The following is a 23,798-nucleotide window of genomic DNA, read 5'->3' as shown; positions in this document are numbered from 1 at the left end:
ACAGGTGGGGCATCGGCCGCGGGACGAGGAGACTGGAGCGGGGACCTCGCAGCCGCGTGGCGACAGGGAGGTGAAGGGCGATGGCCAGAGCGATGTGGACAGGGGTGCTCAGCTTCGGACTGGTCACCCTGCCCTTGGGCCTGTTCACCGCGAGGGACGACCATACCGTCCACTTCCACCGGCTCCAGCGCGGCACCGGCGACCGCATCCGCAACAAGCGCGTGAACGAACGCACCGGCCGTGAGGTCAAGGGCGAAAACATCGTCAAGGGTTACGAGGTGGGCGACGGCCAGTACGTCGTCGTCGAACCGGAGGAACTCGACGACATCTCCCCCGGCCGTTCCAAGGTCGTCGACATCAGCGGATTCGTGGACCTGGCCGACATCGAGCCCGTCCACTTCGCCCGTACGTACTGTCTCGCCCCGCGCGGCAAGGAGTACTTCAAGGTCTACGAGCTGCTCCGCAGCGCCCTGCACCGTTCCCGGCAAAGCGAGCGGCCGCGAGGGCGCCGCCAGGAAGCAGGACCTGGCCGCGCTCAGCAAGAAGGATCTCTACGCCCGTGCCACCGACCTCGGCATCGCCGGCCGGTCCTCGATGAGCCGGGACGAACTGCTTCAGGCCCTCACCGGCGCGGGCAACGCCGCCGCCTGAGAAGAAGGTCCATTCCGGGGGTCCGGCCGCTCACCGGCGGTGATACCGATGAGATTGGGTACCCGGTAGACATGGTCACTTTCAACGAGCCGGCGGGGGACGTCGCCACTGTCCTCGCCGCCGGAGAGGGAGCACCCGCGGTCATCGTGTTCGGACTGATCGTGGTCGGTCTTCTCGTACTGCTCGTCTATGTGGTCTGGCAGGTCGGCGCGCGAAGGCGGCGCGACGCCCCGCCGGGGCCCGAGGAGCAGCCGGTGCGGCCCGATCACCAGACCCATTACGAGAGCCGCCTGGAGCCCGACGAGTTCGATCTCTCCGAAGGACACGAGGTGCCGGGGCGACTGACACCTCACGAGCTCCACGGCTACGGCAACATGGGCTCCCGGCCCGCACCCGAGAGCAAGCCGCCCCGTGACTCCGACGAGAGCGGCGGTGCCTTCGGCAGTGGCGGTCACGGGGGCTGAGATCGGCAGCGACGAGTACCGCCGGCCCCGTCAGGGCCGGCGGTACTCGTCGCGGTCCGGGCGCGCCTCCGGTGGCCCGTGCCGTGGCGTCTTCGAGGCGTCCTGGCCACTCGGCCCGGCCGGCGACGCGGGACTGCTCCCGCGACGCATCAGGGCCGCCGGCACCAGCCAGCACACGGTCAGGCCCCCGACGACGGCCACGTCCAGGATCAGCGCGGTACTGTCGCTGAGCGCGGTCACGCTGCGCAGCACGAGCAGCAGGCCCAGCGCCACCATGCACAGCAGGATCGCCAGCCCGGCGATGGTGAACCGCGAGGCCCAGGTGACCGCCTCGTACTTCAGCCCTCGGCCGGTGACCATGCGGTGGATGCTCACCGGCGCCGTCAGCAGGCCGGTGGCGGCCGCCCCGAGGAGCAGGCACGCCACGTACATGAGCCTGTCGCTCTCGCCGAGACGCGGGAAGAGCGGGGTGAAGGCGACGGCGAGCAGAAAGACGAAAAGCAGCTGGACACCGGCGAGGGCGACCCTCACCTCACGGAGAAGTTCGCCCCACAGCCGGTCCAGTCGTTGTTGAGGGGTCTCCCGGCGCTTGCCGGGACCGGTCCTCGCTATCCCCATGGCCGGCCACCGATCACGGCGGTCCCGCGCGCCGGCGGCCCCGGGCACGACTGCGCCGCGCAAGCCGCTGGGACCAACGGCAGAGGAGCGTGAGCAGTCCGACCAGGGTCAGGGCCCATGTGGCGGCGAACGCCCAGATCAGGACGGGCTTGGACGTGGATGCCGCCATCGCGAGCAGGACGAACGTCAGCGCCGCCAGCACACCCACGGCGGCAGCGAGCACGTGCGACCGGAATCGGTGGGTCATACGCGCGAGCGGCGGTCCGGGACTCATGGTCCGCAGCCGTCGGTCCAGGAATTCGTCGGCCCGCAGGTCCTGTTCGATCTGCGCGAGGATCAGCCTTTCCGGTTCGGAGAGTCCGGATCCGTCCATGGCTGGCGCCTCCGTACGCTGTAAGACGGTCGGTTCAGTCCTCGCCCCGGAAGATGTTCGTTTCCGGGTCGCTCTCCACCTGTCGGTCGGATTCGCGTCCTGACAGGACCGCGGGCCTGCAGGTGCGTATGCGTTCCCTCTCTGGAATGTGACCGGTGGCTCTTTCGGTGTCGGCCCGGGTGTCCACGGCTGACACCTCCCTGTTCGATCGGTACCGGCAGGATTCGTGGCGCCGGATTTCTGTTCTCGCGGGTACCCCGTCCGCCCCCGCTCAGTCACCCCCGCCGAGAGCGGACAGGCTTCACCGGCCCGTTGCCGGGCACCCGGACCGCATGTCGCACGAATCTCATGTCACGCACACGGCCGGGGCCACGCACCCGCGCACGACGGATTCGCACTGGATACGCACCACCGCCGCCACCGACTTCGCTCCGCTCGCCGACGACATCACCGTCGACGTGGCCGTGGTGGGCGGCGGCATCGCCGGGCTGAGCACGGCGTGGGAACTGACGCGGGAGGGCGGCCGCTCCGTCGCGGTGCTGGAGGCCGACCGCATCGCGACGGGTGTCACGGGGTTCACCACGGCGAAGGTGACGGCACAGCACGGGCTGATCTACGACCGGCTGCGCCGGACCAGGGGGCCCGAGGGGGCCCGGCTCTACGCCCGCTCGCAGCAGGCGGCGGTGGAACGCGTCGCCGAGGTCTCCTCCGCGCTCGGCATCGCGTGCGAGTTCGAGCGCGGCCCTTCGTACGTCTACTCCCGGGACGGCGCTCAGCGCTCCGCGCTCGAAGCAGAGGCCGAGGCAGCGGCGGAGGCGGGCCTGCAGGCCGAGTACGTCGAGGACACGGGGCTGCCCTTCGATGTCGCCGGGGCGGTGCGGATGGAGGAGCAGGCACAGTTCCATCCGCGCAAGTACCTCCTCGGTCTGGCGCGGGACCTCACGGCCTACGGCAACAAGATCTACGAGCGTACCCGGGTCACCGGCCTGCACGAAGGCTCGCCCTGCCGGCTCACCACGGAGGGCGGCCGGACGGTGACCGCACGCGATGTCGTGATCGCCACGCACTTCCCGGTGTTCGACCGGGCGCTGCTGTTCGCCCGGATGTCACCGCACCGTGAGCTGGTGGTGGCGGCGGCGCTGCCGGCCGACCGGGACCCGGCCGGGATGTACATCTGCGAGGAAGGCGCCAAACGGTCGGTGCGCACGGCCCCGCTCGGCGACGGCCGCCGGCTGCTGATCGTGACCGGGGAGACCTTCACCCCCGGCACCGTGAACGTCCCCGAGCGGATCGAGCGCCTCGACGAGTGGATGCACACGCACTTCCCGGTGGAGGAGACCATGTACCGCTGGGCGGCGCAGGACAACGACGCGAGCGACACCGTGCCGCTGATCGGGCCCTTCCATCCGGGCGCCCGGCACACCTATGTCGCCACCGGCTTCGGCGGCTGGGGCATGAGCAGCGGCGTGCTGGCGGGGCGACTGCTGGCCGGCCTGATCTGCGCCGTCAAGGCTCCCTGGGCGGACCTCTACGATCCCCGGCGGATCTGGAGCACGCTGCGGGAGGCCCCCACCCTGCTCTCCCAGCAGGCCGAGGTCGGCAAGCACTTCGTCGGGGACCGGCTGCGCACCACCCATGTGGACTCCGCCTCCGACATCGCACCGGGCACGGGCGCGGTCGTACGCCTGAACGGGCAGCGCTGCGCCGTGTACCGCGACGACGAAGGGGTGTGCCACGCGGTGTCCGCCCGCTGCACCCACCTGGGCTGCATGGTGGCGTTCAACGAAGCGGAGCGCAGCTGGGACTGCCCCTGCCACGGCTCCCGGTTCGGTGTCGACGGCTCCGTACTGCAGGGCCCCGCGGTGCGGCCCCTCGAACGGCGGAACGTGGAGGGGCCGGAGGGCTCGTGAGCGGCCGAACCGCGCATCTCGCCGCAGGCTGGTAGGAAGTAGAGCGAACCATGTCATCCGACGGGAAAGGGCTGCGGCGTGGAACCGACCAGCCGACCGGAGACCGCGGGCGCCACGACCATCGCGGGCGCCCATCGCTCCGCGGTCACACTGCACGTCAACGGCGTCAGTCACACGCTGACACTCGACCACCGCACCACGGTCCTGGACACCCTGCGCGAGCACCTGGACCTGACGGGTCCGAAGAAGGGGTGCGACCACGGCCAGTGCGGCTCCTGCACCGTCATCGCCGACGGGCGGCGGGTGAACAGCTGTCTGATGCCGGCCGTGTCCCACGACGGGGCGCACATCACCACGGCCGAAGGTCTCGCCCCCGGCGGCGAACTGCATCCCGTGCAGGAGGCGTTCGTGGCCAGGGACGCCCTTCAGTGCGGCTACTGCACCCCCGGGCAGGTCTGCTCGGCGGTGGCAATGCTGGCGGAGGCGGCCGACGGCCGTCCGTCGCTGGTGACCGGGCGGCGGGAGGGGGCGGACGGAGCCGTCACCCTCACTCCCGGTGAGATCCGTGAGCGCATGAGCGGCAATCTGTGCCGCTGCGGCGCCTACCCCAACATCGTGGCGGCCATCGAGGACGTGACACCGTGAAGCCCTTCGCCTATGTCCGACCCGGCACGGCCGCAGAAGCCGTCGCCGCGTACGCCGCGCACACCGGGGCGCAGTACCTCGCGGGTGGCACGAACCTCGTCGACCTGATGAAGCTGGGCGTCGCGACGCCCGACGTGCTCATCGACGTGAGCCGGCTGCCGCTCGCCACGGTCGAGGGCGTGCCGGGAGGCGGGCTCCTCATCGGCGCCGCCGTGCGCAACAGCGACCTCGCGGCCCATCCGGCCGTCCGGACACGTTACTTCGCGCTGTCGCAGGCGCTGCTCTCCGGGGCCTCCGGGCAGTTGAGGAACGCGGCCACCACCGGCGGGAACCTGCTCCAGCGCACCCGCTGCACGTACTTCCAGGACATCTCCAAGCCCTGCAACAAGCGTGCGCCGGGCACCGGCTGCCCCGCCCGGGAGGGTGTCCACCGCGACCTCGCCGTGCTGGGCCACTCGGAGCACTGCGTCGCCACGCACCCCTCCGACATGGCGGTCGCGCTCGCCGCGTTCGACGCCACGGTTCATCTGCACTCCACCGAAGGGGACCGGTCGCTGGCGGTCAGCGACTTCCACCGGCTGCCCGGTGACCGGCCCGAGGTGGACACCGAGCTGCGGGCCGGCGAACTGATCACAGGCGTGGAGCTGCCCCCCGTGACCGCCGGCGCGCGGTCCGCGTACCGCAAGGCCCGCGACCGTGCCTCGTACGCCTTCGCCCTGGTCTCCGTCGCCGCGGTCCTCTCCGTCGAGGACGGCCGGGTCCGGCACGTGGGGCTGGCGTTCGGCGGCATCGCCCACCGGCCGTGGCGGGCCCGCAGGGCGGAGGAACTGCTCGTCGGCGGGCCGGCCGGCCGCGAGGCCTTCGCCGCCGCGGCCGAGGCGGAGCTCGCTGCGGCACAGCCGCTGCGGGACAACGCGTTCAAGGTGCGGCTCGCGCGGAATCTCGCCGTCGACGTCCTCTCCAAGCTCGCGGACGGCGACGACGGCAGCGAGGAGCAGTCATGAGCAGGCCGCCCGCCGTGCTGGGCGCGCCCGCCGTCCGGCGGGAGGCGCGCGAGAAGGCCGTCGGCGCGGCACGCTACGCCGCCGAACACACCCCGTCCGGCTGCGTGTACGGCTGGCCGGTGCCCGCCGCGATCCCCCGCGGCCGTGTCACGTCGCTCGGCACGGCCGAGGTGTTGGACATGCCCGGTGTGCTGGCGGTGCTCACCCACGAGAACGCCCCCCGCCTCGGGCAGCCGGACGACCCGACCCTCCGTCTCCTCCAGGACGACCGCGTACCGCACAGGGGCTGGTACGTCGCCCTGGTCGTGGCCGACACCCTCGAGAACGCCCGCGCCGGCGCCGCCGCCCTGCGCGTCGGTTACGAGACCGAGGAACACGACGTACGGCTCACCGACGTCCATCCGGACATCTACACGCCCGAGGAGGCCAACGGGGGCCACCCCGCGGTGCGCGAGAGGGGCGACTTCGAGGGCGCGTACGCGGCGGCCGACGTCCGCGTCGACACCTCCTACCGGCTCCCCGCGCTGCACAACCATCCGATGGAGCCGCACGCGGCCACCGCCCACTGGGACGAGGGCCGGCTGACGGTCCGGGACTCGAGCCAGGGTTCCGGCCCGGTCAGGGACGCCCTGGCCCAGCTGTTCGGGCTGGACAGGAAGCAGGTCACCGCGGTGTCCGAGCACGTCGGCGGCGGCTTCGGATCGAAGGGGACGCCCCGGCCGCCGGTGGTGCTGGCCGCGATGGCCGCACGCCACACCGGCCGCCCCGTGAAAGTGGCCCTGCCGCGCCGTCAGCTGCCCGCCGTCGTGGGCCACCGGGCGCCGACCCTGCACCATGTCCGCCTGGGCGCCGGCGCCGACGGCCGGATCACGGCTCTCGCCCACTACGTGGTCACCCAGACCTCGCGGGTGAGGGAGTTCGTGGAGCAGGCCGCCGTCCCGGCCCGGGTCATGTACGTCTCCCCCAACAGCCGCACCGTGCACCGGGTGGTGGCCCTCGACGTGCCGACCCCGTCGTGGATGCGCGCCCCCGGTGAGGCGCCAGGAATGTACGCCCTGGAGTCGGCGATGGACGAACTCGCCGTCGCCACCGGGCTGGACCCGGTCGAGCTGCGGCTGCGCAACGAACCGGCGACCGAGCCCGACTCGGGGCTTCCGTTCAGCAGCAGGAACCTCGCCGCCTGCCTCCGCCGTGGCGCCGACGTCTTCGGCTGGCAGGACCGTGACCCGCGTCCGGGCGTCACCCGGGAAGGCGATCTGCTGATCGGCACCGGCGTCGCGGCGAGCACCTACCCCGTGCTGATCGCCCCCTCCACGGCCAGCGCCCACCTCGGGCACGACGGCGTCCACCGGATCCGGATCAACGCCACCGACATCGGCACCGGCGCCAGGACCGTGCTCGCGCAGATCGCCGCGGAGGCGCTGGACACGCCGCTGGAGACGGTGACCGTCGACATCGGCAGCTCCGACCTGCCGGCGGCGCCGCTGGCCGGAGGATCGTCCGGAACGGCCTCCTGGGGCTGGGCCGTCCACAAGGCCTGCACCCTCCTGGCCAAGCGCCTCGCGGACCTCCGTGGCCCTCTGCCGGCGGAGGGCGTGACCGTGTCGGCCGACACCAGGGAGGAGACCGGCCAGGAGCCCGCCCACGCGCGGCACGCCTTCGGCGCCGTCTTCTGCGAGGCGCAGGTGGACACCGTGACGGGCGAGGTGGCGGTGCGCCGGATGCTCGGCGTGTTCGCTGCGGGGCGCATCCTCAACGCCCGTACCGCGCGCTCCCAGTTCATCGGCGGGATGACGATGGGCATCGGCATGGCGCTGATGGAGGGCAGCACCATGGACGAGCGCTTCGGGGACTACGCGGAGTGCGATCTCGCCTCGTACCACGTGCCCGTCTGCGCCGACGTGCACTCCGTCGAGGCGCAGTGGATCGAGGAGGACGACCCGTACCTCAATCCGATGGGCAGCAAGGGCATCGGTGAGATCGGCATCGTCGGCACGGCGGCGGCGGTGGCGAACGCGGTGCACCACGCGACGGGCGTCCGGCTGAGGGAACTGCCGCTGACCCCCGACAAGATGCTGCACGCGCTCGAGGGGGCGCCGGCTCTCAGCGGCCGGAGCCGCTGACGCCGGCGGCGTCGCGGAGCACGTCGACGAGCATCCGGAAGGTCATCAGCCGGGTGGAGACGTTGCGCCTGCTGGGGTGGTAGCTCCCGAGCAGATGCAGCTCCGACCGGTCGCCGTCGCCCGGCAGGACGACATGGGCGCCGTGCCCGAACGCGGGGCGCGGCCTGGGCAGTCGGCGTCCGGTGGCTTCGAGGACGGGCAGCAGGGCCTGCCACCCGAAACCGCCGAGGACGACGATCGCCCGCAGGTTCGTCAGCAGCGACAGCTCGGTCGCAAGCCAGGAGCGGCAGGTGTCCCGCTCGGTGGTCGTCGGCCTGTTCTGCGGCGGAGCGCAGTGGACGGGCGCGGTGACGCGTACGCCGTGCAGGACCAGGCCGTCCCCGCGGTGCGTGGACGTGGGCTGTGAGGCGAGGCCGACGGCGTGGAGAGCGGCGAACAGCAGGTCGCCGGAGTCGTCCCCGGTGAACATGCGGCCGGTGCGGTTCCCGCCGTGGGCGGCGGGGGCGAGGCCGACGACGGCGAGCGACGCGTCGGCGGGGCCGAAGCCCGGCACCGGCCGGCCCCAGTACTCCCAGCCGGAGAAGGCCGCACGCCGGTCGGTGGCCACCTGCTCCCGCCAGGCGACGAGTCTCGGGCAGGCACGGCACCGGCTGACGGCCTCGTCCAGTTCGCCGAGCCCGCCGCACCGGGGCGCCGTCCGCGCCGGAAAGCCGGGGTCTTCGGTCCGTGGGCCGGTCGTGTCGTGCCTGTCCATGGGACCACGTTAGTCCGGGGCGGCGGGGAGGCCGGGGTGAGTGAGCGCAGGTCGTGACGGCCGGCCGTGACGGCCTCGCCGTCACGGGGTGGAGCCGCCGCCCCTCGTTCCGGCGGTCTGTGACCACCGTGCGGCGAGCAGCAGGGCGATGTCGTCGGGGCGGTCGGGCGTCTGGCGGGCCTCGTTGATGAGTCGGTCGGCGGTGTCCGACAGCGGGGCGTATCCCAGTTCGGAGAACGTGTGCCGCAGTCTTTCGATGCCCAGGTCGATGTCGACCCCGGGCTGTTCGACGAGGCCGTCGGTGAACAGGGCGAGCACCGCGCCGGGCTCCAGGGCCAGTTCGGTGACGGGGTAGACGGCGCGGGCGTCCACCCCGAGGACCACTCCGCCCGGCAGGGCGAGCACGTCCGTGCGCCCGTCCGGGTGCCGCAGCAAGGGCTGGAGATGGCCGGCGCGGACGGCGTCGGCGCGGCCGGTGGCCGGGTCGAGCACGATGTAGCAGCAGCTGGCGAAGAGGCCCGGGTCGAGGTCGATGAGCAGCCGGTTGGTGCCGGTGACCACTTCCACGGGCGTGTGACCGCTGACGGCGAGGGCCCTTACCGCACTGCGCAGTTGCCCCATGGTGGCGGCCGCCTGGACGCCGTGGCCCTGTACGTCCCCGATGATGAGCGCCATCCCCCGGCCGGTGTCGATGACGTCGTACCAGTCGCCGCCGACCTCCATGCCCTGGGTGCCCGGCAGGTGCCGGGCCACCGTGTCGAGCCCCTCGACGGCGGGCAGCCGGTGCGGCAGCAGGGCGTCCTGAAGACCGCGGGCGAGCGCCGCCTCCGAGTCGTACCGGCGAGCCCGTTCGAGGGCCTGGGCGATGAGTCCGGCGAGCGCCGTGAGGACGGTGCGCTCCTCGGGGCTGAACCCGCGGGGCTGGTCGAAGCCGAGGATGCAGGATCCGACGGGGCGGCCGGAGGCGATCAGCGGCAGAAAGGCCCGGGCGCCGACGTGCGCGTCCATGGGGATGCCGGGGTAGGCCGCGGCGAGGTTCTGCATCGACTCGAAGAACAGGGGCCGGCCGGAGGTGAGGGTCTCGACGCCGGGCAGTTTCGTGTCGAGGCCCACTCCGTCGAAGCGGTTGAGGAAGCCCCTCGGGAACCCCGTCTCCCAGGCCAGGTACAGATGACGGTTGCTGAGCATATAGATCGCCAGCTGGCGGCCGCCGAACGCGGGCAGCAGTTCCTCGGTGACCACGGCGGAGACCTGCCGGGCCGTGACCGCCTCGGTGAGCGCGATGGCGAGGGCGACCGGACGGTACAGGGCCACGGCCCGGTCCGCCGGTGAACCGAGACCGGCGCCGGGTGCGGCCAACGATCCCGGGGCGTAGGTGGGCTGTTCGCCCGCGTCAAGGGTGATGGTGAGACCGTCGAGGCTCGAGTAGAGGGTGACGGACAGCCATTCGCCGGTTCCCCTGACCAGGAAGTGGACCGGGTCGGGCGAGAGCAGTGCCGCCCGGTAGTGGTCCTCATGGGCGGCCTGCCCGAAGGCGTCGACGGCCTCCCACAGAACCCGACCGATCAGATCGGCGCGCGGCTGTCCGAGAAGCCTCTCCGCGTGCTCGTTCACGTACAGGATGCGTCCGAGGCGGTCGACGGAGCAGATGCCCACCGGGAGCCGGTCGGCGGCCTCGGGGACGACCGGTCCGGCGCCGAGGTCGACCAGGTACCCGGTCAGGTGGGTGGCCGTCGAGTCGTCCGTGGGGCGTCTGCGGCGGCCGGTGAGTTCGAGCAGGTGAGGCCGGCCGTCGGCGCCCTGGAGGCGCAGCCTGCGGGTGACCGGCCGGTCCGACTCGGCGGACCGGCGGGCCAGGGCCCACAGACCGTAGGCGTCCTCCGGTTCGATCCGCGCGGCCACCGCCTCCGCGGTGAGCGGCAGTTTCGAGGGATCGGTGCCGAGGATGGCGCACCAGCCCTCGTCGCCGGTCACGGTGCCCGCCTCGAGGTTCCAGTCGTACGCCCCGATGCGCAGGGGCGGCGCGGTCAGCGACTGGAGGGTCACGGCCAGCGGTTCGGCGTCCCACTCGATGGGCGGCCGGTTCGGCGCCATGGCGGCCAGCGTGGCGCCGAGCCGGTCACCCACTTCGTGGATGCGCCGCCGGTCGGCCTCGGAGACCGGCTGGCCGGGGGTGGCCGGACGCAGCACGCCGAGGACGCCGAAGCATTCGCGGTCGTGGGAGATCGGCACGTAGAGCGACCCGAAGGGGAACGGCAGGCCGGCCATGAGCTGGGGGTAGCGGCGCATCGCCTCCTCGGCGTCGCCGAGGTAGACGGGCTGACCGGTGCGGTAGACGTCCGAGTGCGGGAAGGGGCGGTTCACATGCATGCCCCACCAGTGCCGGAACAGCTTCGACGGCAGTCCGGCGATCACCGCCAGGCGCAGCAGTTCGGGTGCGGCGGACCTCAGGTAGAGGCCGCCCGCGAAGCCCCCGACGGCCTCGATGGCGCTCACCTCGGCCTGGGCGAGGACCATGGCGAGCTCGTCCGCCTGTGGGTCGCGGCCGTGGGTGTGCACCGGGTCCGGGCCTTCCTGGGCGGGGGCCTCGGGCACGTCTTCGCCGTACCGGGTCACCCTGCCAGCATGCTCCCGGCCGTGCGGGCGGCGCATCTCCTCGACGCGGGGCGGCGGTGGGCCGGCGCCCCGCGTGGACGGTCACCCTGACCGGCGCGGCCGGTGGGCTATGTTGAGCAGGAGTTGGACATAGAAGGGGGCACACCGGTGCCATCAGGGCAGCAGGAACGTGCGCAGGCCGCCGCGATCACCCCGGGCGGACCGCCCGAGGAGCAGCAGCCCGCTCCCGCCGAGCGGGTGCTCGCACTGCTCGGCGGCCACCGCCTCTCCCCTGGTCAGCGACGCATCGCGCAGTACATCATCGACCACCTGACCGAGGCCGCCTTCCTGTCGATCACCGACCTCGCGGAGCGGGTCGGGGTCAGCCAGCCGTCGGTGACCCGGTTCGCGACGTCCCTCGGCTACAGCGGCTACCCGGCGCTGCGGGAGGCGCTGCAGCCGATCGCGCTGAGCGCGGTGGCCGGTTCGCCGGAGACCCGTGCGGAGATCCGCCGCAACGAGCTCCAGGCGGCCGTCGACGCCGAGATCCAGAACCTCGAGAACCTGCGGCGGGTGCTGGCGGACACCGACCGGGTGCTCGGCATCGGCCGGGAGCTGGCTTTCTCGATGCCGCTGACGGTTCTGGGGCTGCGGATCTCCGTCTCGCTCGCGGAGTACTTCGCGTACGCGGCGCGCCGTATCCACCCGGACGTGCGGCTGGTGACCCGTGGCGGCAGCGTGGCCTACGACGCGCTGCTGCAGTCCCGGGAGGCGGGCGGGACCTGGGTGCTGGCCTTCGCGATGCCCCGGCACGCCAACGAGACGCTGGCGGCGCTGCGGGCGGCCCGCCGCACCGGTCTGCGGGTCGCGCTGATCACGGATCTGACGCTGGGACCCCTGGTGGACGAGGCCGATGTGACGCTGACCGCGGGGACGGGGTCACGGCTGGTGTTCGACTCGTACGCGGCTCCCGGGGTGCTGTCCGCCGCGGTGCTGCAGGCCATGGCGGACGCCGATCCGGAGCGGACGCAGGTGCGGCTGGAGGGCTACGAGCAGGTGGCGGATCAGCACGACTTCTTCCTGGACGACTGAGCCGCCTGGCTTTCGGTGCTCGAACCGGTCTCTTACCGGTATTTTTCATGCCCAGCGGTGCATGAAATTTTTCATACCCTTGCGTACTCGACGGTATATATATTTACTGCTCCTGGCGCCGGTGTCCTCCGTAGCCATGAGGGCCGCACCCGAGCCCTCACCAACCGAACACCGGGTACGGCGCTCCCTCCTCGCGCCGTCCTCCGGTGTTCAATCCGGGCTCCGCATTCCGCCGCGGACGCCCTCGGCGGTCCCGGTCAACCCCTGGGCCGGGACCGCCGCACATCTCTCGACCAGAGTTCATCGGCACCACCCGGAGCGACGACGAATGTCCCGAACCCTCTCCCCGGTCGATCCGGACTGGCCCTGCCAGGTGAAGGCCCCCGGCAGCCACGACTGGGAGCGGACCGCCGCCCGCTGGCTGCGCGATCTTCTGCCCGCCCGTTACGCCGGCTACTCGACGCTCAACAGGCACCCCGTCCTGCTCGCCCGGCACGCGCAGCTCCAGGTACAGCACGAGATGCGGGCGGTACGGGCCGCCCTGCAGACCTCGCGGTGCGAACTGCCGCCGCTGGGCGTGGCGGAGAGCGTCATCGAGAACACCATCCGGCTGTACGCGGTCGAGCTCGAGCAGCTCGGCCGGCTGGCGCGCGGGGTCAGGCTCGTCGGCGACGCCCTCGTCACGGGCGGCGGCGGCACGCACCGCAGGCGGTAGCCCACGCGCCGCGGGCCCGCTGCTCCCCGCTCACGCCAGCTGCCGCCGTACCAGCCCGTGGAGCCGGCCGCCCGCGTCGGCGAGCAGGTCGGCGGGCCGGCCCTCCTCGACGACCCGGCCCTCCTCCATCACGATCACCCGGTCCGCGTCCATCACGGTGGACAGCCGGTGGGCGATCACGACCCTGGTCGCGTCCAGCCGGCGGGTGCTCTCGATGACGACGCGCTGCGTCTCGTTGTCGAGGGCGCTGGTGGCCTCGTCGAAGAAGAGGATGCGCGGCCGGCGCACCAGGGCCTGGGCGATCATCAGCCGCTGCCGCTGACCGCCGGAGATCGCGCCGCCGGACGAGATCAGGGTGTGCAGGCCCATCGGCATCCGCCTGATGTCCTCCGCCAGCCCCGCCATCTCCGCGGCCTCCCAGACCTCGTCCTGCGAGAAGGTCTCCGCGCCGCAGATGCAGTCGAGGATCGAGCCGGTGAGCGGCTGGGCGTTCTGGAGCACCACACCGCACTGCCGGCGCACGGCGGCGGGGTCCAGCGCGGCCAGGTCCTGGCCGTCGTAGAGGACCGTGCCGGAGGCGGGCCGGTCGAAGCCGATGAGCAGCCGCAGCAGTGTCGACTTGCCGCATCCGCTCGGGCCGACGATCGCCACGAACTCGCCCTGCCGCACCTGGAGCGACACGTCGTCGAGGACCGGCGGGCCGTCGTCGGCGTACCGGAAGGTGAGCTTCCTGGCCTCGATCGCGCCCGACAGGGTGCCGGGCTGCGCGCTCGCTCCGCGCACCTCGGGGGCCTCGTCGAGGATGGGGCGCACCTGCTCGAACATGGGCAGTGCGGCGGCGGCCGACACCAGCACGCCGGTGAGCTGGGTGACGGACGTCAGCAGCATGGTGACCGCGGTGCTGAAGGTGAGGAACTCGGCCGCCGACATGGAGCCGCGCGCCGGTCCCGCGAGCAGCATGAACATGATGAGCGAGCAGAGCGGCAGATAGACCGCGTCCAGCACGGTGGTCAGGTTCTTGATCCGGCCGACCCGCTGCTGGAGTTCGCGGGAGCGGGCGAACTGCCGCGCCCAGGCCGCGTAGGCGAAGCTCTCCGCCGCGGCGACACGCAGCTTGGGCAGGCCGCGCAGGGTCTGGAACGCCTGGTTGTTGAGCTTGTTGGAGAGTTCCACCAGCTTGCGCTGCCAGCGGACCTGCCACAGCCCCATGCCGAGGAACACCGCGCCGATGACGAGCAGCATGCCGATGGCCGCGAGCGCCAGCGGAACGCTGTACCACAGGAGCAGCACGACGTTCATCGCACCGACGGTGGTGGACTGAAGGGCCACGGGGCCGATACCGGACAGGACGCGGCGCATCGAGCTGATGCCCATGGCCGCGCTCGCCAGCTCTCCGGTCGACCGTTCGGCGAAGAACTTGGTCGGCAGCCGCAGGAGCCGGTCCCAGACGGCGGGTTGGAGGGTGCTCTCGATCCGGCCCTCCATCCGCAGGACGGTGAGGTTCTGCAGCAGCATGAACGCGGCGGAGACGATGCTCGTGACCATGAGGGCGAGCGAGACCTGCACGATCAGGCCGCTCTCCGCCTTGGGCACGTAGACACCCAGGATCTGTCCGGTCGTGATCGGCACCAGCGCGCCGAGCCCGACGGTGACGAGGCCGGCGACGGCCAGGTTCCGCAGGTCCTTGCGGCTGCCGCGGATGCTGAAGCGGGCCAGTCGCCAGATGCTCGCGGGCCGCTCGGGCAGCGGCCGGTAGAACATGACGGCGCGTTCCTCGAACTCGTCCGCGTTGTCGCTGCCGACCCGGGTGCGGGAGCCGGTGAGCGGGTTGACCGCTTCGTAGCGTCCGCGGCGCCAGATCAGCGCGACGGGGGCGCCGGAGGCGGCCCGGTGACCGACCAGCGGGCCGGCGTCGGTGCGCCACCAGCGGCCCTGGAGACGGACGGGCCGGGTTCGGACACGGGAGGCGACGGCGATGCGTTCGACGGGGCCGACGCGGTCGTCCGCCGGGCCGCCCCTCGGGGGTTCGGTGAGCGCGATCCCGGCGGCGGCGGCGACATGCCGGCACACCGCCAGCAGCGTGTCGTCGCCGTCCGCGCCGCCGGTGCCGCGTGCGGCGCGGTCCGGCCTGCCGATGGAGGCGAGCAGCGCCTCGTCGGCCCGGGCGCGCACGTCGGCGCCGGCCTTGATGCCGGCGGCCGTCCGGTCCTCGTGGGCCCGCTCCAGCGCTTCGATCCAGCCGTCCACCGCGGACAGCAGCCGGTACTGCTGGTTCACCATGCTCTGCCACATGGCGCCCTCGACGAGCAGGTCGCCCGCCGCCTCCGCGCTGTAGGAGGCCCCGTACTGCACGCTGCCAGGCTCGACCTGCATCCACAGGACGTCGTCGTCGGCCATGGCCTCCTCCCCGGCCGGGCGGCCCTCGAGCGGTGCCTCGAAGAGCACCCCGAGACCGCGGCCCACCCCGAGACCGAAGGCGTACTCGAGCTGCGTGGCCGCAGTCCGGCCGTAGGGGTCCTGATAGGCGGGCGGGTACGCCTGGTCCGGTACGTACAGCTCCCGCAGCGGGATCCGGCGCAGCACGCAGTCCTGCGAGGGGCGGCCCGTCAGGGTGTGCCGGGGGCCCTCGACCGGGCCGAGAAGCAGCGTGCCCGGTTCGAGCCGGCCGAGGAAGTGCCAGTGGCCCTCTTCCGCCGCGTCGACGGCGAACAGGTCCAGGGCGCCGCCCACGACGAGCCACATCACCTGCGGCCCTTCCAGGTGCAGGCTGCGCAGGCCGGTGGTGTCGACGGGCGCGCCGAGGCCGCCGAGCGCGTGGAGCACCGCGTCGGACTGCTCGTGGGCCTGGTGGAAGGCGGTGGCCGCCGGGGGTACGGATGACACGTCAGTGCTCCTTGACGAGTTCGGCGTACGGTCCCTGGGCGGCGACCAGTTCCTCGTGGCGGCCCCGTTCGACGACCGAGCCGTGGTCCAGCACGACGATCTCGTCGCTGTCGCGCACGGTGCTCAGCCGGTGGGCGATGACCACGCACGCGCAACCCCGGCGGCGGAGGTTGTCGATGATGACGCGCTCGGTCTCCGCGTCCAGGGCGCTGGTGACCTCGTCGAGCACCAGGATGCTGGGCCGGCGCACCAGGGCGCGGGCGATCTCGAGCCGCTGGCGCTGTCCACCGGAGAAGTTGCGGCCGTCCTGTTCGACGCGGCTGTGGATGCCTTCGGGACGGCGCATGATCACGTCGTGCACGGCCGCGTCCCGTAGAGCGCTCTCCACGGCCTCGTCGGGGATGGAGGGGTCCCACAGGGTCACGTTGTCGCGGACGGTGCCCTCGAAGAGGAAGATGTCCTGGTCGACGAAGGAGACGGAGGCGGCGAGCGCCCCGCGGGGGATGTCCGCAAGCAGCCGGCCGTCGATCCGGATGGTGCCCTCCCACGGCGTGTAGAGGCCCGATATCAGCCGGGAGACGGTGGACTTGCCGCTGCCGGAGCCACCGACGAGTGCGACCTGCCGGCCCGGGCCGACGGTCAGCGAGAAGCCGCTCAGCAGCGGCGCGTCGAGCGGGCTGTACCCGAAGGTGATGTTCTCGAGCGTCACATGTCCCTTGAGCCGGCGGCTGCTCGGGTCCGGTTCCTCGCGCGAGTAGAGGGGGTCGACGGGGAAACTCTCCACGTCCTTGAGCCTGGCGACGTCCGCGGCGAAGTCCTGGATCCGGCCGGCCACTCCGTTCAGCCGGGTGATCGGCGCCGTGAAGCGGGCCACCAGCGCCTGGAAGGCGACAAGGAGACCGATCGATATATGGCCTTCCACGGCCCGCAGACCGCCGATCCACAGGATGAGGGCGCTGTTCAGCGTGGCGAGGGTCGGGGCGACGACGGCCAGGACCGCGCTGGGCACGCCGAGGCGCTGCTGCACGTCCAGGGTGGTGGCGTGCTGGCCAGCCCACCGGCGGAAGAAGCCGTTCTCCCCGCCGGTCGCCTTCATGGTCTCGATCAGCTGCAGACCGGTGTAGGAGGTGTTGGTGAGCCGGGCGCTGTCGGCGCGCAGTTTCTGGGTGTGGGTGGCGCGCAGTCTGATGACGATGCGCATCGCCACGACGTTGAGCAGGGCGATCAGCACGCCGACGACGGTGAGCTGGGGGTCGTAGCTCCACAGGAGCGCGGCGTAGAGGATCACCACCACGCCGTCGACGGCGGCCGCCGCGAGGTCACGCGCGAGGGTCTCCGCGACCGCGTCGTTGGACTGCAGCCGCTGCACCAGGTCGGCCGGGCTGCGTTGGGCGAAGAACGTGACGGGCAGCCGCAGGAGATGGCGCAGGAAGCGGGCGCTGCTCAGGGTGGAGGAGATGATCCGCCCGCGCAGCAGGTTCGCCTGTTGGAGCCCGGTGAGCACGGCCGTCAGCGCCACCGTCGCCGCCATGGCGGCGAACAGCGTCCCGAGCAGCGAGGTCTGCCCGCCGATCAGGAACATGTCGATGTAGGTGCGGCTCAGCGCCGGCACGGCCGCGCCCACCGCGACGAGGAGGAGGCTCGCGAGGAAGGCGGCGAAGAGGGTGCCCGCGGTGCCGCGCAGCCTGGCGGGGACCGCCGCCATGACGCCCGGCTTGCGGCCGCCCTTGCGGAAGTTGCGGTCCGGTTCGAAGACCAGGGCCACCCCGGTGAAGCTGGTGTCGAAGTCCTCCGCGGGAATGAAGCGGCGTCCCTTGTCGGGGTCGTTGATGTGAACCCCGCGGCGGCCGAACCTGCGCCCCGTGCCCTCGTAGACGACGTAGTGGTTGAACTCCCAGAACAGGATGGCGGGCGGCTGCACCTCGGCGAGCGCGGTCGCCTCCATCTGCATGCCCTTGGCGGCGAGACCGTAACTACGGGCCGCCTTCAGCACGTTGCTGGCGCGTGAGCCGTCACGGGAGACGCCGCAGGCGATGCGCAGCTCCTCCAGCGGCACATGGCGGCCGTAGTGGGAGAGCACCATCGCGAGCGCGGCCGCCCCGCACTCCACGGCCTCCATCTGGAGCACGGTGGGGGTGCGCACGGAGCGGGGCCTGCTGCCGCGCCGCTGCTGCTTGCGGCGGGTCGTCGGCGCGGCGCGGCGCGTCCCGCGGCGTCCGCCCTGCACGGCCGCCTCCGGCCGGTGCCTGCCGCGGCCGGAGGCCGGCGGCAACTGCTGCTGGGGCCGCTGGGCGTTGTTCTCGGTCCGGGTCACGGCAGCAGCCAATCGATCGGGCGCTGCTCGGCAAGGTGGACGGCGCCGCCGGTCAGGGTCATGGATTCGAGCGCGTACGGCGGCCCGTCGGACGACGACCACCGGTATCCGGACTCGGTGTCGGGGGCGGTGTCCAGTTCGACCAGTACGGAGACGGGCTGGCCGGCGCGGGAGAACTGCTCGCCCAGCTGGCTGCTGCCGAGGAACGCGGTGATCCGCTGACTGCTCTGGGCGGTCCTGCCGACCGTCTTGACCCGGCCGCGCAGCACGCCGTACTGCTGCGTGGCCACGGACTGGACGCTCAGATCGACCTTGGCGCCGACGGGCACGGTGGAGGCGTTCTCGGCGGGCAGGTACAGCACGGCCATCAGGGGGTCGTCCGGTTTCTCGATCCGTTCGACGGCCGCGACGTCCGCGCCGGGGGTGACGACGGAGCCGATCGCGGTGACGAGGGTGGTCAGCCGGCCGGCGGCGAGGGCGCGCACGACGGTGACGCCCTGCGGGGTGCTGACCTTCAGCAGGGGCGCGTCGGCGCGGAGCCTGTCACCCTCCTGGGCGAGGACCTCCGTGACCTGGCCGGCGACCGGGCTCTGCAGCACGTAACTGCCCTGGGCGTGGGTGAGGATACCCGGCGCGTCCAGCGTGGAGGACACCTTGCCCATCACCGCCCACACGCTCGCCGCGATCATGACGACGACGGTGACGGTGAGAACGAGCAGCCCCTGCGGCCGGGCGAAACGGACCGGAAGGTCGATCTCTTCCGGTGACTGCAGCTTGGAAAGGGCCTGTTGGCGGAACTGCACGATGCTCTTCCCTCAACTGCCTTCGGTTACGGGGGAACTGGGCGCTGTCCGGCCGCACTCCGTGCGGGGACGGGGCCCGCGCGCGGGGCGGTGGTGCCGAAACCACGCGCGGCCGTGCACCCCGGAACCTGGCCGGCTCCGGGGCACACGGCTCGGCTATGCCGGCAGAGGGGGTGCCGGCGAGCCGCGGGTCTTACAGGCCGGCGACGAGACCGGTGACCGGGCCGGTGATGGCCGCGGAGTTGATGCCGGTGGCACCCTCGACGACGCCCGTCACGGTGGCGACGGTGCCGGAGACCGGGGCGATGCTGTCAAGGGCGGCGGTGGCGTTGCTCACCGTGGCGCTGTGGAGACCGCCGGCGATGTTGTCCAGCTCGGAGTCGGCGATCTCCTGGGTGGGGACGAAGCTCATGAGAAGTTCCCTTCGGATGGATATTTCGATAGTGCAGCGCCCGGCACGAAAAGAGCGGTACCGGCCACCTGGCGGGCGTGGGGGGATTCCCGATCCGGGAACCCTTCTTCGAATCCCGCGGTGCGAAGGATCAAAGCACGTAAGGCGGTTGAGCAGCCAATCACGCGAAGCGGATTGCCAACGAGAACGGCACCTAATTACCGCCGCGTGGACGTCCCTACATGAATTGACGCCATCTCCTTCACGGGATCGTCAAATTCGCGCGCCGGGTGCTCGTCCGGTCATCCCGCAGAGAACTGGACATTCCCACACAGACACCGATAGTCGCAGGTCAGGGTGGAGGAAGAACAGGGACCCGGAGTTGGGAGACCGTGTGCCGCCTGAGCATTCGGTGTGCAGATTCATTGAAGGAGGAGGTTTTTTGACGGCACCTCACAAAGCCTTCACACCGGGGCGGGGCGGTGCCGCGGAACACCGGCGCAACTCTCCGAAATCGAGTTACCGCGCAATTGCGGAGAGTTGCGCCTGGTGCCGTTCAGACGCTGTCCGGCGCCGATTTGGCCGCAGGGGCGGTGATATGTGCGTGCAGCGCCGCGGCATAGGCCTCGTCCGGGTCGAGCCGGCGCAGTTCCTCCGCGATGAGCTCCGCGGTGGTGCGTACCTTCAGCGCGAGGATCCGGGAGGGCTGCCCGGGGATGGTGAGCCGGGCGACGGGCCCCTCCGGCCGGTCGATGTGGATCTCGCCGTCGGCGGTGCGGAGCCGGACCGCGGTGACGACCGGCCCATCGGTGACGACCTGCTCGACCGGCACCTTCAGCCGGTCGGCGAACCAGCGGGCGAGCAGCTCGGCGCTGGGGTTGTCGGCCTCGCTCTCGACCACCGCGGAGACGATCTCGGCACGGGCCTGGTCCAGCGCGGCGGCCAGCATGGAACGCCACGGGGTGAGCCTGGTCCAGGCGAGGTCGGTGTCGCCCGGCTCGTATCCGGACGCGCGGGCGTCGAGCTCCTCGATCGGCCGCTCCACCGCGTACGCGTCGGTGATGCGCCGCTGCGCGAGGGCGCCCAGCGGGTCCTTGGCGGGGACGGGCGGGGCGTCCACCGGCCACCAGACGACGACGGGGGCGTCGGGCAGCAGCAGGGGCAGCACCACCGAGTCCGCGCGGTGGGTGAGTTCGCCGTGCAGCCGCAGCAGCACTGTCTCGCCGGCTCCGGCGTCGCTGCCGAGTCGCACCTCGGCGTCGAGGCGGGTGTCGTTGCGGTCGCGGGGCGAGCGGGCGTGGCGCTTGATGACGACGAGGGTGCGGGAGGGGTGTTCGCGGGAGGCGTCGCCCGCCGCCTTGATGGCGTCGTAGGCGTTCTCCTCGTCGGTGACGATGACCAGGGTGAGCACCATGCCGACGGCGGGGGTGCCGATGGCGCGGCGGCCCCGGACGAGCGCCTTGTTGATCTTGCCGGCCGTGGTGTCGGTGAGGTCGATCTTCATGGCCTTCGCCAGCTCCGTCCGTCTCGTGCGAGCATGTCGTCCGCTTCGGCGGGCCCCCAGGTGCCGGCCGGGTACTGCGCCGGCTTTCCGCTGCGGTCCCAGAACTCCTCGACGGGGTCGAGGATCCGCCAGGACTCCTCCACCTCCTCCGTCCGCGGGAAGAGGTTGGCGTCTCCCAGCAGCACGTCGAGGATGAGGCGCTCGTACGCCTCGGGGCTGGACTCGGTGAACGACTCTCCGTAGGCGAAGTCCATCGTCACGTCGCGCAGCTCCATCGATGTACCCGGCACCTTGGAGCCGAACCGCACGGTCACACCCTCGTCCGGCTGGACGCGGATGACCAGCGCGTTCTGGCCGAGCTCCTCGGTCGCGGTGGAGTCGAACGGTGAGTGCGGGGCGCGCTGGAAGACGACCGCGATCTCGGTGACGCGTCGGCCGATCCTCTTGCCGGTGCGCAGGTAGAAGGGGACACCGGCCCACCTGCGGTTGTCGATCTCCAGCTTGATCGCGGCGTACGTGTCGGTCCTGGAGTCGGGGGCGATGCCCTCTTCCTGGAGGTAGCCGACCACCTTCTCGCCGCCCTGCCAGCCCGCCGTGTACTGCGCACGCACGGTGGACCGGGCCAGGTCCGCCGGAAGCTTGACGGCCTTGAAGACCTTGAGCTTCTCGGTGACGAGGGACTCGGCGTCGAATGCGGCGGGCTCCTCCATCGCGGTCAGCGCCAGCAGCTGGAGGAGGTGGTTCTGGATCACGTCACGGGCGGCGCCGATGCCGTCGTAGTAGCCGGCCCGGCCGCCGATGCCGATGTCCTCGGCCATCGTGATCTGCACATGGTCGACGTACGACCGGTTCCAGATGGGCTCGAAGAGCGTGTTGGCGAACCGCAGCGCCAGGATGTTCTGGACGGTCTCCTTGCCCAGGTAGTGGTCGATGCGGAAGACCTCGTCGGGCGCGAACACCTCGTGCACGATCTCGTTGAGGTCGCAGGCGCTCGCCAGGTCGTGGCCGAACGGCTTCTCGATGACCGCGCGCCGCCAGGAGCCCTCTGGCGCGTCGGACAGGCCGTGGTCCTTCAGTTGCTGGACGACCTCGGGGAAGAACTTCGGCGGTACGGAGAGGTAGAAGGCGAAGTTGCCGCCGGTGCCCTGGGCCCTGTCGAGATCCTCGACGGTCGACCTGAGCTGCTCGAACGCGGTGTCGTCGCCGAAGTCACCCTGGACGAACCGCATTCCCTCCGAGAGCTGCCGCCACACCTCCTCACGGAACGGCGTGCGCGCGTGGTCCCTGACGGCCTGGTGGACCACCTCGGCGAAGTCCTGGTCCTGCCACTCCCGGCGGGCGAAGCCGACGAGCGAGAAGCCCGGCGGCAGCAGCCCGCGGTTGGCCAGGTCGTAGACGGCCGGCATCAGCTTTCTGCGCGACAGGTCCCCGGTGACACCGAAGATGACCAGTCCGGAAGGGCCGGCGATACGGGGCAGCCGCCTGTCCAGCGGGTCCCTCAGCGGATTGACCCAGCCGCCGTCCGGCGGCATCTGCCGGGTCCGCTGCCGCGAGCTCTCCTGCGACCTGTTCTGTGACATGGGGTCAGGCCTCCCTGCGCCTACGGCGTTCGGATGCATCACTTCCGAGGATCGCATCTCCCGCTGATCTTGCCGGGCTCACACACCCGTCGCTGCGACTTCCGTGCAAGGGGATTGACCCACCGATTTGCCAGGCTCTAGGTTCCACAGAAAATTGCGGAACCACTTTCGAAAGTTTCGAAGACCGGAGCCCTCCTGGGCTTTCCGGAAGGCTCCGCCCCACCGAAGGGGAACATCCGTGCTCAAGGTGACCCGTGCCCTGGCGATCAGCGCCGTAACGGCAGGACTTCTCGCCACCTTCACGCTGCCCGCCGCCTCCGCGGCCGCCCCGGTCGGCAACGGGGGCGCCGGCGAGGAGACCGTGACGCCCTCGAAGGGCGCCGCCGGCGAGGCGACCCTCGGCGCGCTCGGCAGGAAGGCCGGACTGCGGATCGGCACGGCCGTCGACACCTCCGCCCTCGCCACCGACAGCACCTACCGCGAGACGGTGGCCCGCGAGTTCTCCTCAATCACCGCGGAGAACGTGATGAAGTGGCAGCTCACCGAGCCCGAGCGCGGCAAGCACGACTGGGTCGCCGCGGACGGGCTCGTCGACTTCGCCCGCTCCCACAAGCAACTGGTGCGCGGCCACACGCTCGTCTGGCACAGCCAGCTCCCCGCCTGGGTGACCGAGGGCTCCTTCACGCCCGAGGAACTCAGGGAGATCCTGCGCCGCCACGTCACCGAGGAGGTACGCCACTTCAAGGGCCGGATCTGGCAGTGGGACGTGGTCAACGAGGCGTTCAACGACGACGGGACGCTGCGCGACAGCATCTGGCTGCGCAACCTGGGCCCCGGGTACATCGCCGACGCCTTCCGCTGGGCCCACCAGGCCGACCCGGGCGCGAAGCTCTACATCAACGACTACAACATCGAAGGCGTCAACGCGAAGAGCACCGCCCTGTACGAGCTGGTCAAGCAGCTCCGCCGGGAGGGCGTGCCGGTCCACGGCGTCGGTCTCCAGGGCCACTTCGCCGTTCAGTACGGCTTCCCCGGCGACGTCGCGGCCAACCTGAAGCGGTTCGACGACCTCGGCATGGAGAGCGCGATCACCGAGGCCGATGTCCGGATGCCGATGCCCGCCGACACCATCAAGCTCCAGGCGCAGGCGCGCGGTTACAGCGTGCTGCTGGGCGCCTGCCTCGTCACCAGGCGCTGCACCGACTTCACCGTCTGGGGCTTCACCGACAAGTACTCGTGGGTGCCCAGCACCTTCGAAGGCGAGGGCGCGGCCAACGTCCTCGACGAGAACTACGCGGTGAAGCCGGCGTTCGACGCCCTCCGCCAGGACCTGACCCTCGCCGGCCGCCGTCGCTGAGTCCTCGGTGCGAGAAGACTTT

General features: G+C 71.6%; 18 protein-coding genes. 8 read left to right on the top strand and 10 right to left on the bottom strand.

Annotation, left to right across the window (positions count from 1 at the left end):
* The first annotated feature begins 80 nt into the window (after positions 1-80).
* The gene (locus ACIPJI_RS11950; RefSeq protein ID WP_402245897.1) at positions 81-1,115 is read left to right on the top strand and encodes a DUF6479 family protein; all 1,035 of its coding nucleotides are present in this window, start codon (positions 81-83) and stop codon (positions 1,113-1,115) included.
* A gap of 30 nt (positions 1,116-1,145) precedes the next feature.
* Here ACIPJI_RS11950 and ACIPJI_RS11945 read toward each other — a convergent pair whose 3' ends face one another.
* On the bottom strand, positions 1,146-1,733 hold the full coding sequence (locus ACIPJI_RS11945; protein ID WP_402245895.1) for a DUF6328 family protein: 588 nt from the start codon (positions 1,731-1,733) through the stop codon (positions 1,146-1,148).
* 13 nt (positions 1,734-1,746) lie between these two features.
* A complete protein-coding gene (locus ACIPJI_RS11940) occupies positions 1,747-2,106 on the bottom strand; it encodes a DUF3040 domain-containing protein (RefSeq protein WP_402245893.1) in 360 nt (119 codons plus the stop codon).
* Between the two features lie 332 nt (positions 2,107-2,438).
* Between ACIPJI_RS11940 and ACIPJI_RS11935 the strand changes: the two genes are divergently transcribed.
* The 4 genes from ACIPJI_RS11935 (at position 2,439) to ACIPJI_RS11920 (ending at position 7,788) form a co-directional block, all read left to right on the top strand.
* Positions 2,439-4,016, top strand: coding sequence for an FAD-dependent oxidoreductase (locus ACIPJI_RS11935; RefSeq protein WP_402245891.1), 1,578 nt, complete (start codon positions 2,439-2,441; stop codon positions 4,014-4,016).
* Between the two features lie 78 nt (positions 4,017-4,094).
* The gene (locus ACIPJI_RS11930) at positions 4,095-4,661 is read left to right on the top strand and encodes a (2Fe-2S)-binding protein (protein ID WP_307704853.1); all 567 of its coding nucleotides are present in this window, start codon (positions 4,095-4,097) and stop codon (positions 4,659-4,661) included.
* Positions 4,658-5,665, top strand: a complete 1,008-nt coding sequence (locus ACIPJI_RS11925; protein WP_402245889.1) for an FAD binding domain-containing protein — start codon at positions 4,658-4,660, stop codon at positions 5,663-5,665. The genes ACIPJI_RS11930 and ACIPJI_RS11925 overlap by 4 nt, the downstream gene beginning before the upstream one ends.
* Positions 5,662-7,788 (top strand): xanthine dehydrogenase family protein molybdopterin-binding subunit, encoded by a 2,127-nt coding sequence (locus tag ACIPJI_RS11920; RefSeq protein ID WP_402245887.1) that lies wholly within the window; start codon positions 5,662-5,664, stop codon positions 7,786-7,788. Before ACIPJI_RS11925 ends, ACIPJI_RS11920 begins: the two co-directional genes overlap by 4 nt.
* Here ACIPJI_RS11920 and ACIPJI_RS11915 read toward each other — a convergent pair.
* A complete protein-coding gene (locus ACIPJI_RS11915) occupies positions 7,769-8,542 on the bottom strand; it encodes a uracil-DNA glycosylase (protein WP_356622717.1) in 774 nt (257 codons plus the stop codon). The genes ACIPJI_RS11920 and ACIPJI_RS11915 overlap by 20 nt on opposite strands.
* A gap of 81 nt (positions 8,543-8,623) precedes the next feature.
* A complete protein-coding gene (locus ACIPJI_RS11910; RefSeq protein ID WP_402245885.1) occupies positions 8,624-11,194 on the bottom strand; it encodes a SpoIIE family protein phosphatase in 2,571 nt (856 codons plus the stop codon).
* A gap of 111 nt (positions 11,195-11,305) precedes the next feature.
* Between ACIPJI_RS11910 and ACIPJI_RS11905 the strand changes: the two genes are divergently transcribed.
* The gene (locus tag ACIPJI_RS11905) at positions 11,306-12,229 is read left to right on the top strand and encodes a MurR/RpiR family transcriptional regulator (protein ID WP_307704857.1); all 924 of its coding nucleotides are present in this window, start codon (positions 11,306-11,308) and stop codon (positions 12,227-12,229) included.
* Positions 12,230-12,557: 328 nt separating this feature from the next.
* The gene (locus ACIPJI_RS11900) at positions 12,558-12,944 is read left to right on the top strand and encodes a hypothetical protein (protein ID WP_307704858.1); all 387 of its coding nucleotides are present in this window, start codon (positions 12,558-12,560) and stop codon (positions 12,942-12,944) included.
* Positions 12,945-12,974: 30 nt separating this feature from the next.
* Here ACIPJI_RS11900 and ACIPJI_RS11895 read toward each other — a convergent pair whose 3' ends face one another.
* The 6 genes from ACIPJI_RS11895 to zwf all read right to left on the bottom strand — a co-directional run bounded on the left by ACIPJI_RS11895 (position 12,975) and on the right by zwf (position 22,371).
* Entirely contained in the window at positions 12,975-15,827 is a 2,853-nt protein-coding gene (locus ACIPJI_RS11895) for an NHLP bacteriocin export ABC transporter permease/ATPase subunit (RefSeq protein WP_402245883.1), read from the bottom strand.
* Between the two features lies 1 nt (position 15,828).
* Positions 15,829-18,141, bottom strand: coding sequence for an NHLP family bacteriocin export ABC transporter peptidase/permease/ATPase subunit (locus tag ACIPJI_RS11890; protein WP_402245881.1), 2,313 nt, complete (start codon positions 18,139-18,141; stop codon positions 15,829-15,831).
* A complete protein-coding gene (locus tag ACIPJI_RS11885; protein WP_402245879.1) occupies positions 18,138-18,944 on the bottom strand; it encodes an HlyD family efflux transporter periplasmic adaptor subunit in 807 nt (268 codons plus the stop codon). The genes ACIPJI_RS11890 and ACIPJI_RS11885 overlap by 4 nt, the downstream gene beginning before the upstream one ends.
* Positions 18,945-19,137: 193 nt before the next feature.
* The gene (locus ACIPJI_RS11880; protein WP_307704861.1) at positions 19,138-19,356 is read right to left on the bottom strand and encodes a type A2 lantipeptide; all 219 of its coding nucleotides are present in this window, start codon (positions 19,354-19,356) and stop codon (positions 19,138-19,140) included.
* 535 nt (positions 19,357-19,891) lie between these two features.
* A complete protein-coding gene (gene opcA, locus ACIPJI_RS11875; RefSeq protein WP_356622720.1) occupies positions 19,892-20,839 on the bottom strand; it encodes a glucose-6-phosphate dehydrogenase assembly protein OpcA in 948 nt (315 codons plus the stop codon).
* Positions 20,836-22,371, bottom strand: coding sequence for a glucose-6-phosphate dehydrogenase (gene zwf / locus ACIPJI_RS11870; RefSeq protein WP_307710246.1), 1,536 nt, complete (start codon positions 22,369-22,371; stop codon positions 20,836-20,838). Before zwf ends, opcA begins: the two co-directional genes overlap by 4 nt.
* Positions 22,372-22,657: 286 nt before the next feature.
* On the opposite strand from zwf, the gene ACIPJI_RS11865 reads away from it, so the two are divergent.
* Positions 22,658-23,776, top strand: a complete 1,119-nt coding sequence (locus ACIPJI_RS11865; RefSeq protein ID WP_356622721.1) for an endo-1,4-beta-xylanase — start codon at positions 22,658-22,660, stop codon at positions 23,774-23,776.
* Positions 23,777-23,798: the final 22 nt, after the last annotated feature.

Source organism: Streptomyces sp. NPDC086835, from assembly GCF_044745705.1.
GTDB lineage: Bacteria > Actinomycetota > Actinomycetes > Streptomycetales > Streptomycetaceae > Streptomyces.
Note: the sequence above shows the minus strand (reverse complement) of the source record. Positions and strands in the feature narration are given on the sequence as shown.

Bases quoted from the DNA above. Each gene is read 5' to 3' on its own strand.
- ACIPJI_RS11950 (WP_402245897.1), top strand. From the start codon at position 81: ATGGCCAGAGCGATGTGGACAGGGGTGCTCAGCTTCGGACTGGTCACC.
- ACIPJI_RS11945 (WP_402245895.1), bottom strand. From the start codon at position 1,733: ATGGGGATAGCGAGGACCGGTCCCGGCAAGCGCCGGGAGACCCCTCAA.
- ACIPJI_RS11940 (WP_402245893.1), bottom strand. From the start codon at position 2,106: ATGGACGGATCCGGACTCTCCGAACCGGAAAGGCTGATCCTCGCGCAG.
- ACIPJI_RS11935 (WP_402245891.1), top strand. From the start codon at position 2,439: ATGTCGCACGAATCTCATGTCACGCACACGGCCGGGGCCACGCACCCG.
- ACIPJI_RS11920 (WP_402245887.1), top strand. From the start codon at position 5,662: ATGAGCAGGCCGCCCGCCGTGCTGGGCGCGCCCGCCGTCCGGCGGGAG.
- ACIPJI_RS11915 (WP_356622717.1), bottom strand. From the start codon at position 8,542: ATGGACAGGCACGACACGACCGGCCCACGGACCGAAGACCCCGGCTTT.
- ACIPJI_RS11910 (WP_402245885.1), bottom strand. From the start codon at position 11,194: ATGCGCCGCCCGCACGGCCGGGAGCATGCTGGCAGGGTGACCCGGTAC.
- ACIPJI_RS11900 (WP_307704858.1), top strand. From the start codon at position 12,558: ATGTCCCGAACCCTCTCCCCGGTCGATCCGGACTGGCCCTGCCAGGTG.
- ACIPJI_RS11880 (WP_307704861.1), bottom strand. From the start codon at position 19,356: ATGAGCTTCGTCCCCACCCAGGAGATCGCCGACTCCGAGCTGGACAAC.
- opcA (WP_356622720.1), bottom strand. From the start codon at position 20,839: ATGAAGATCGACCTCACCGACACCACGGCCGGCAAGATCAACAAGGCG.
- zwf (WP_307710246.1), bottom strand. From the start codon at position 22,371: ATGCCGCCGGACGGCGGCTGGGTCAATCCGCTGAGGGACCCGCTGGAC.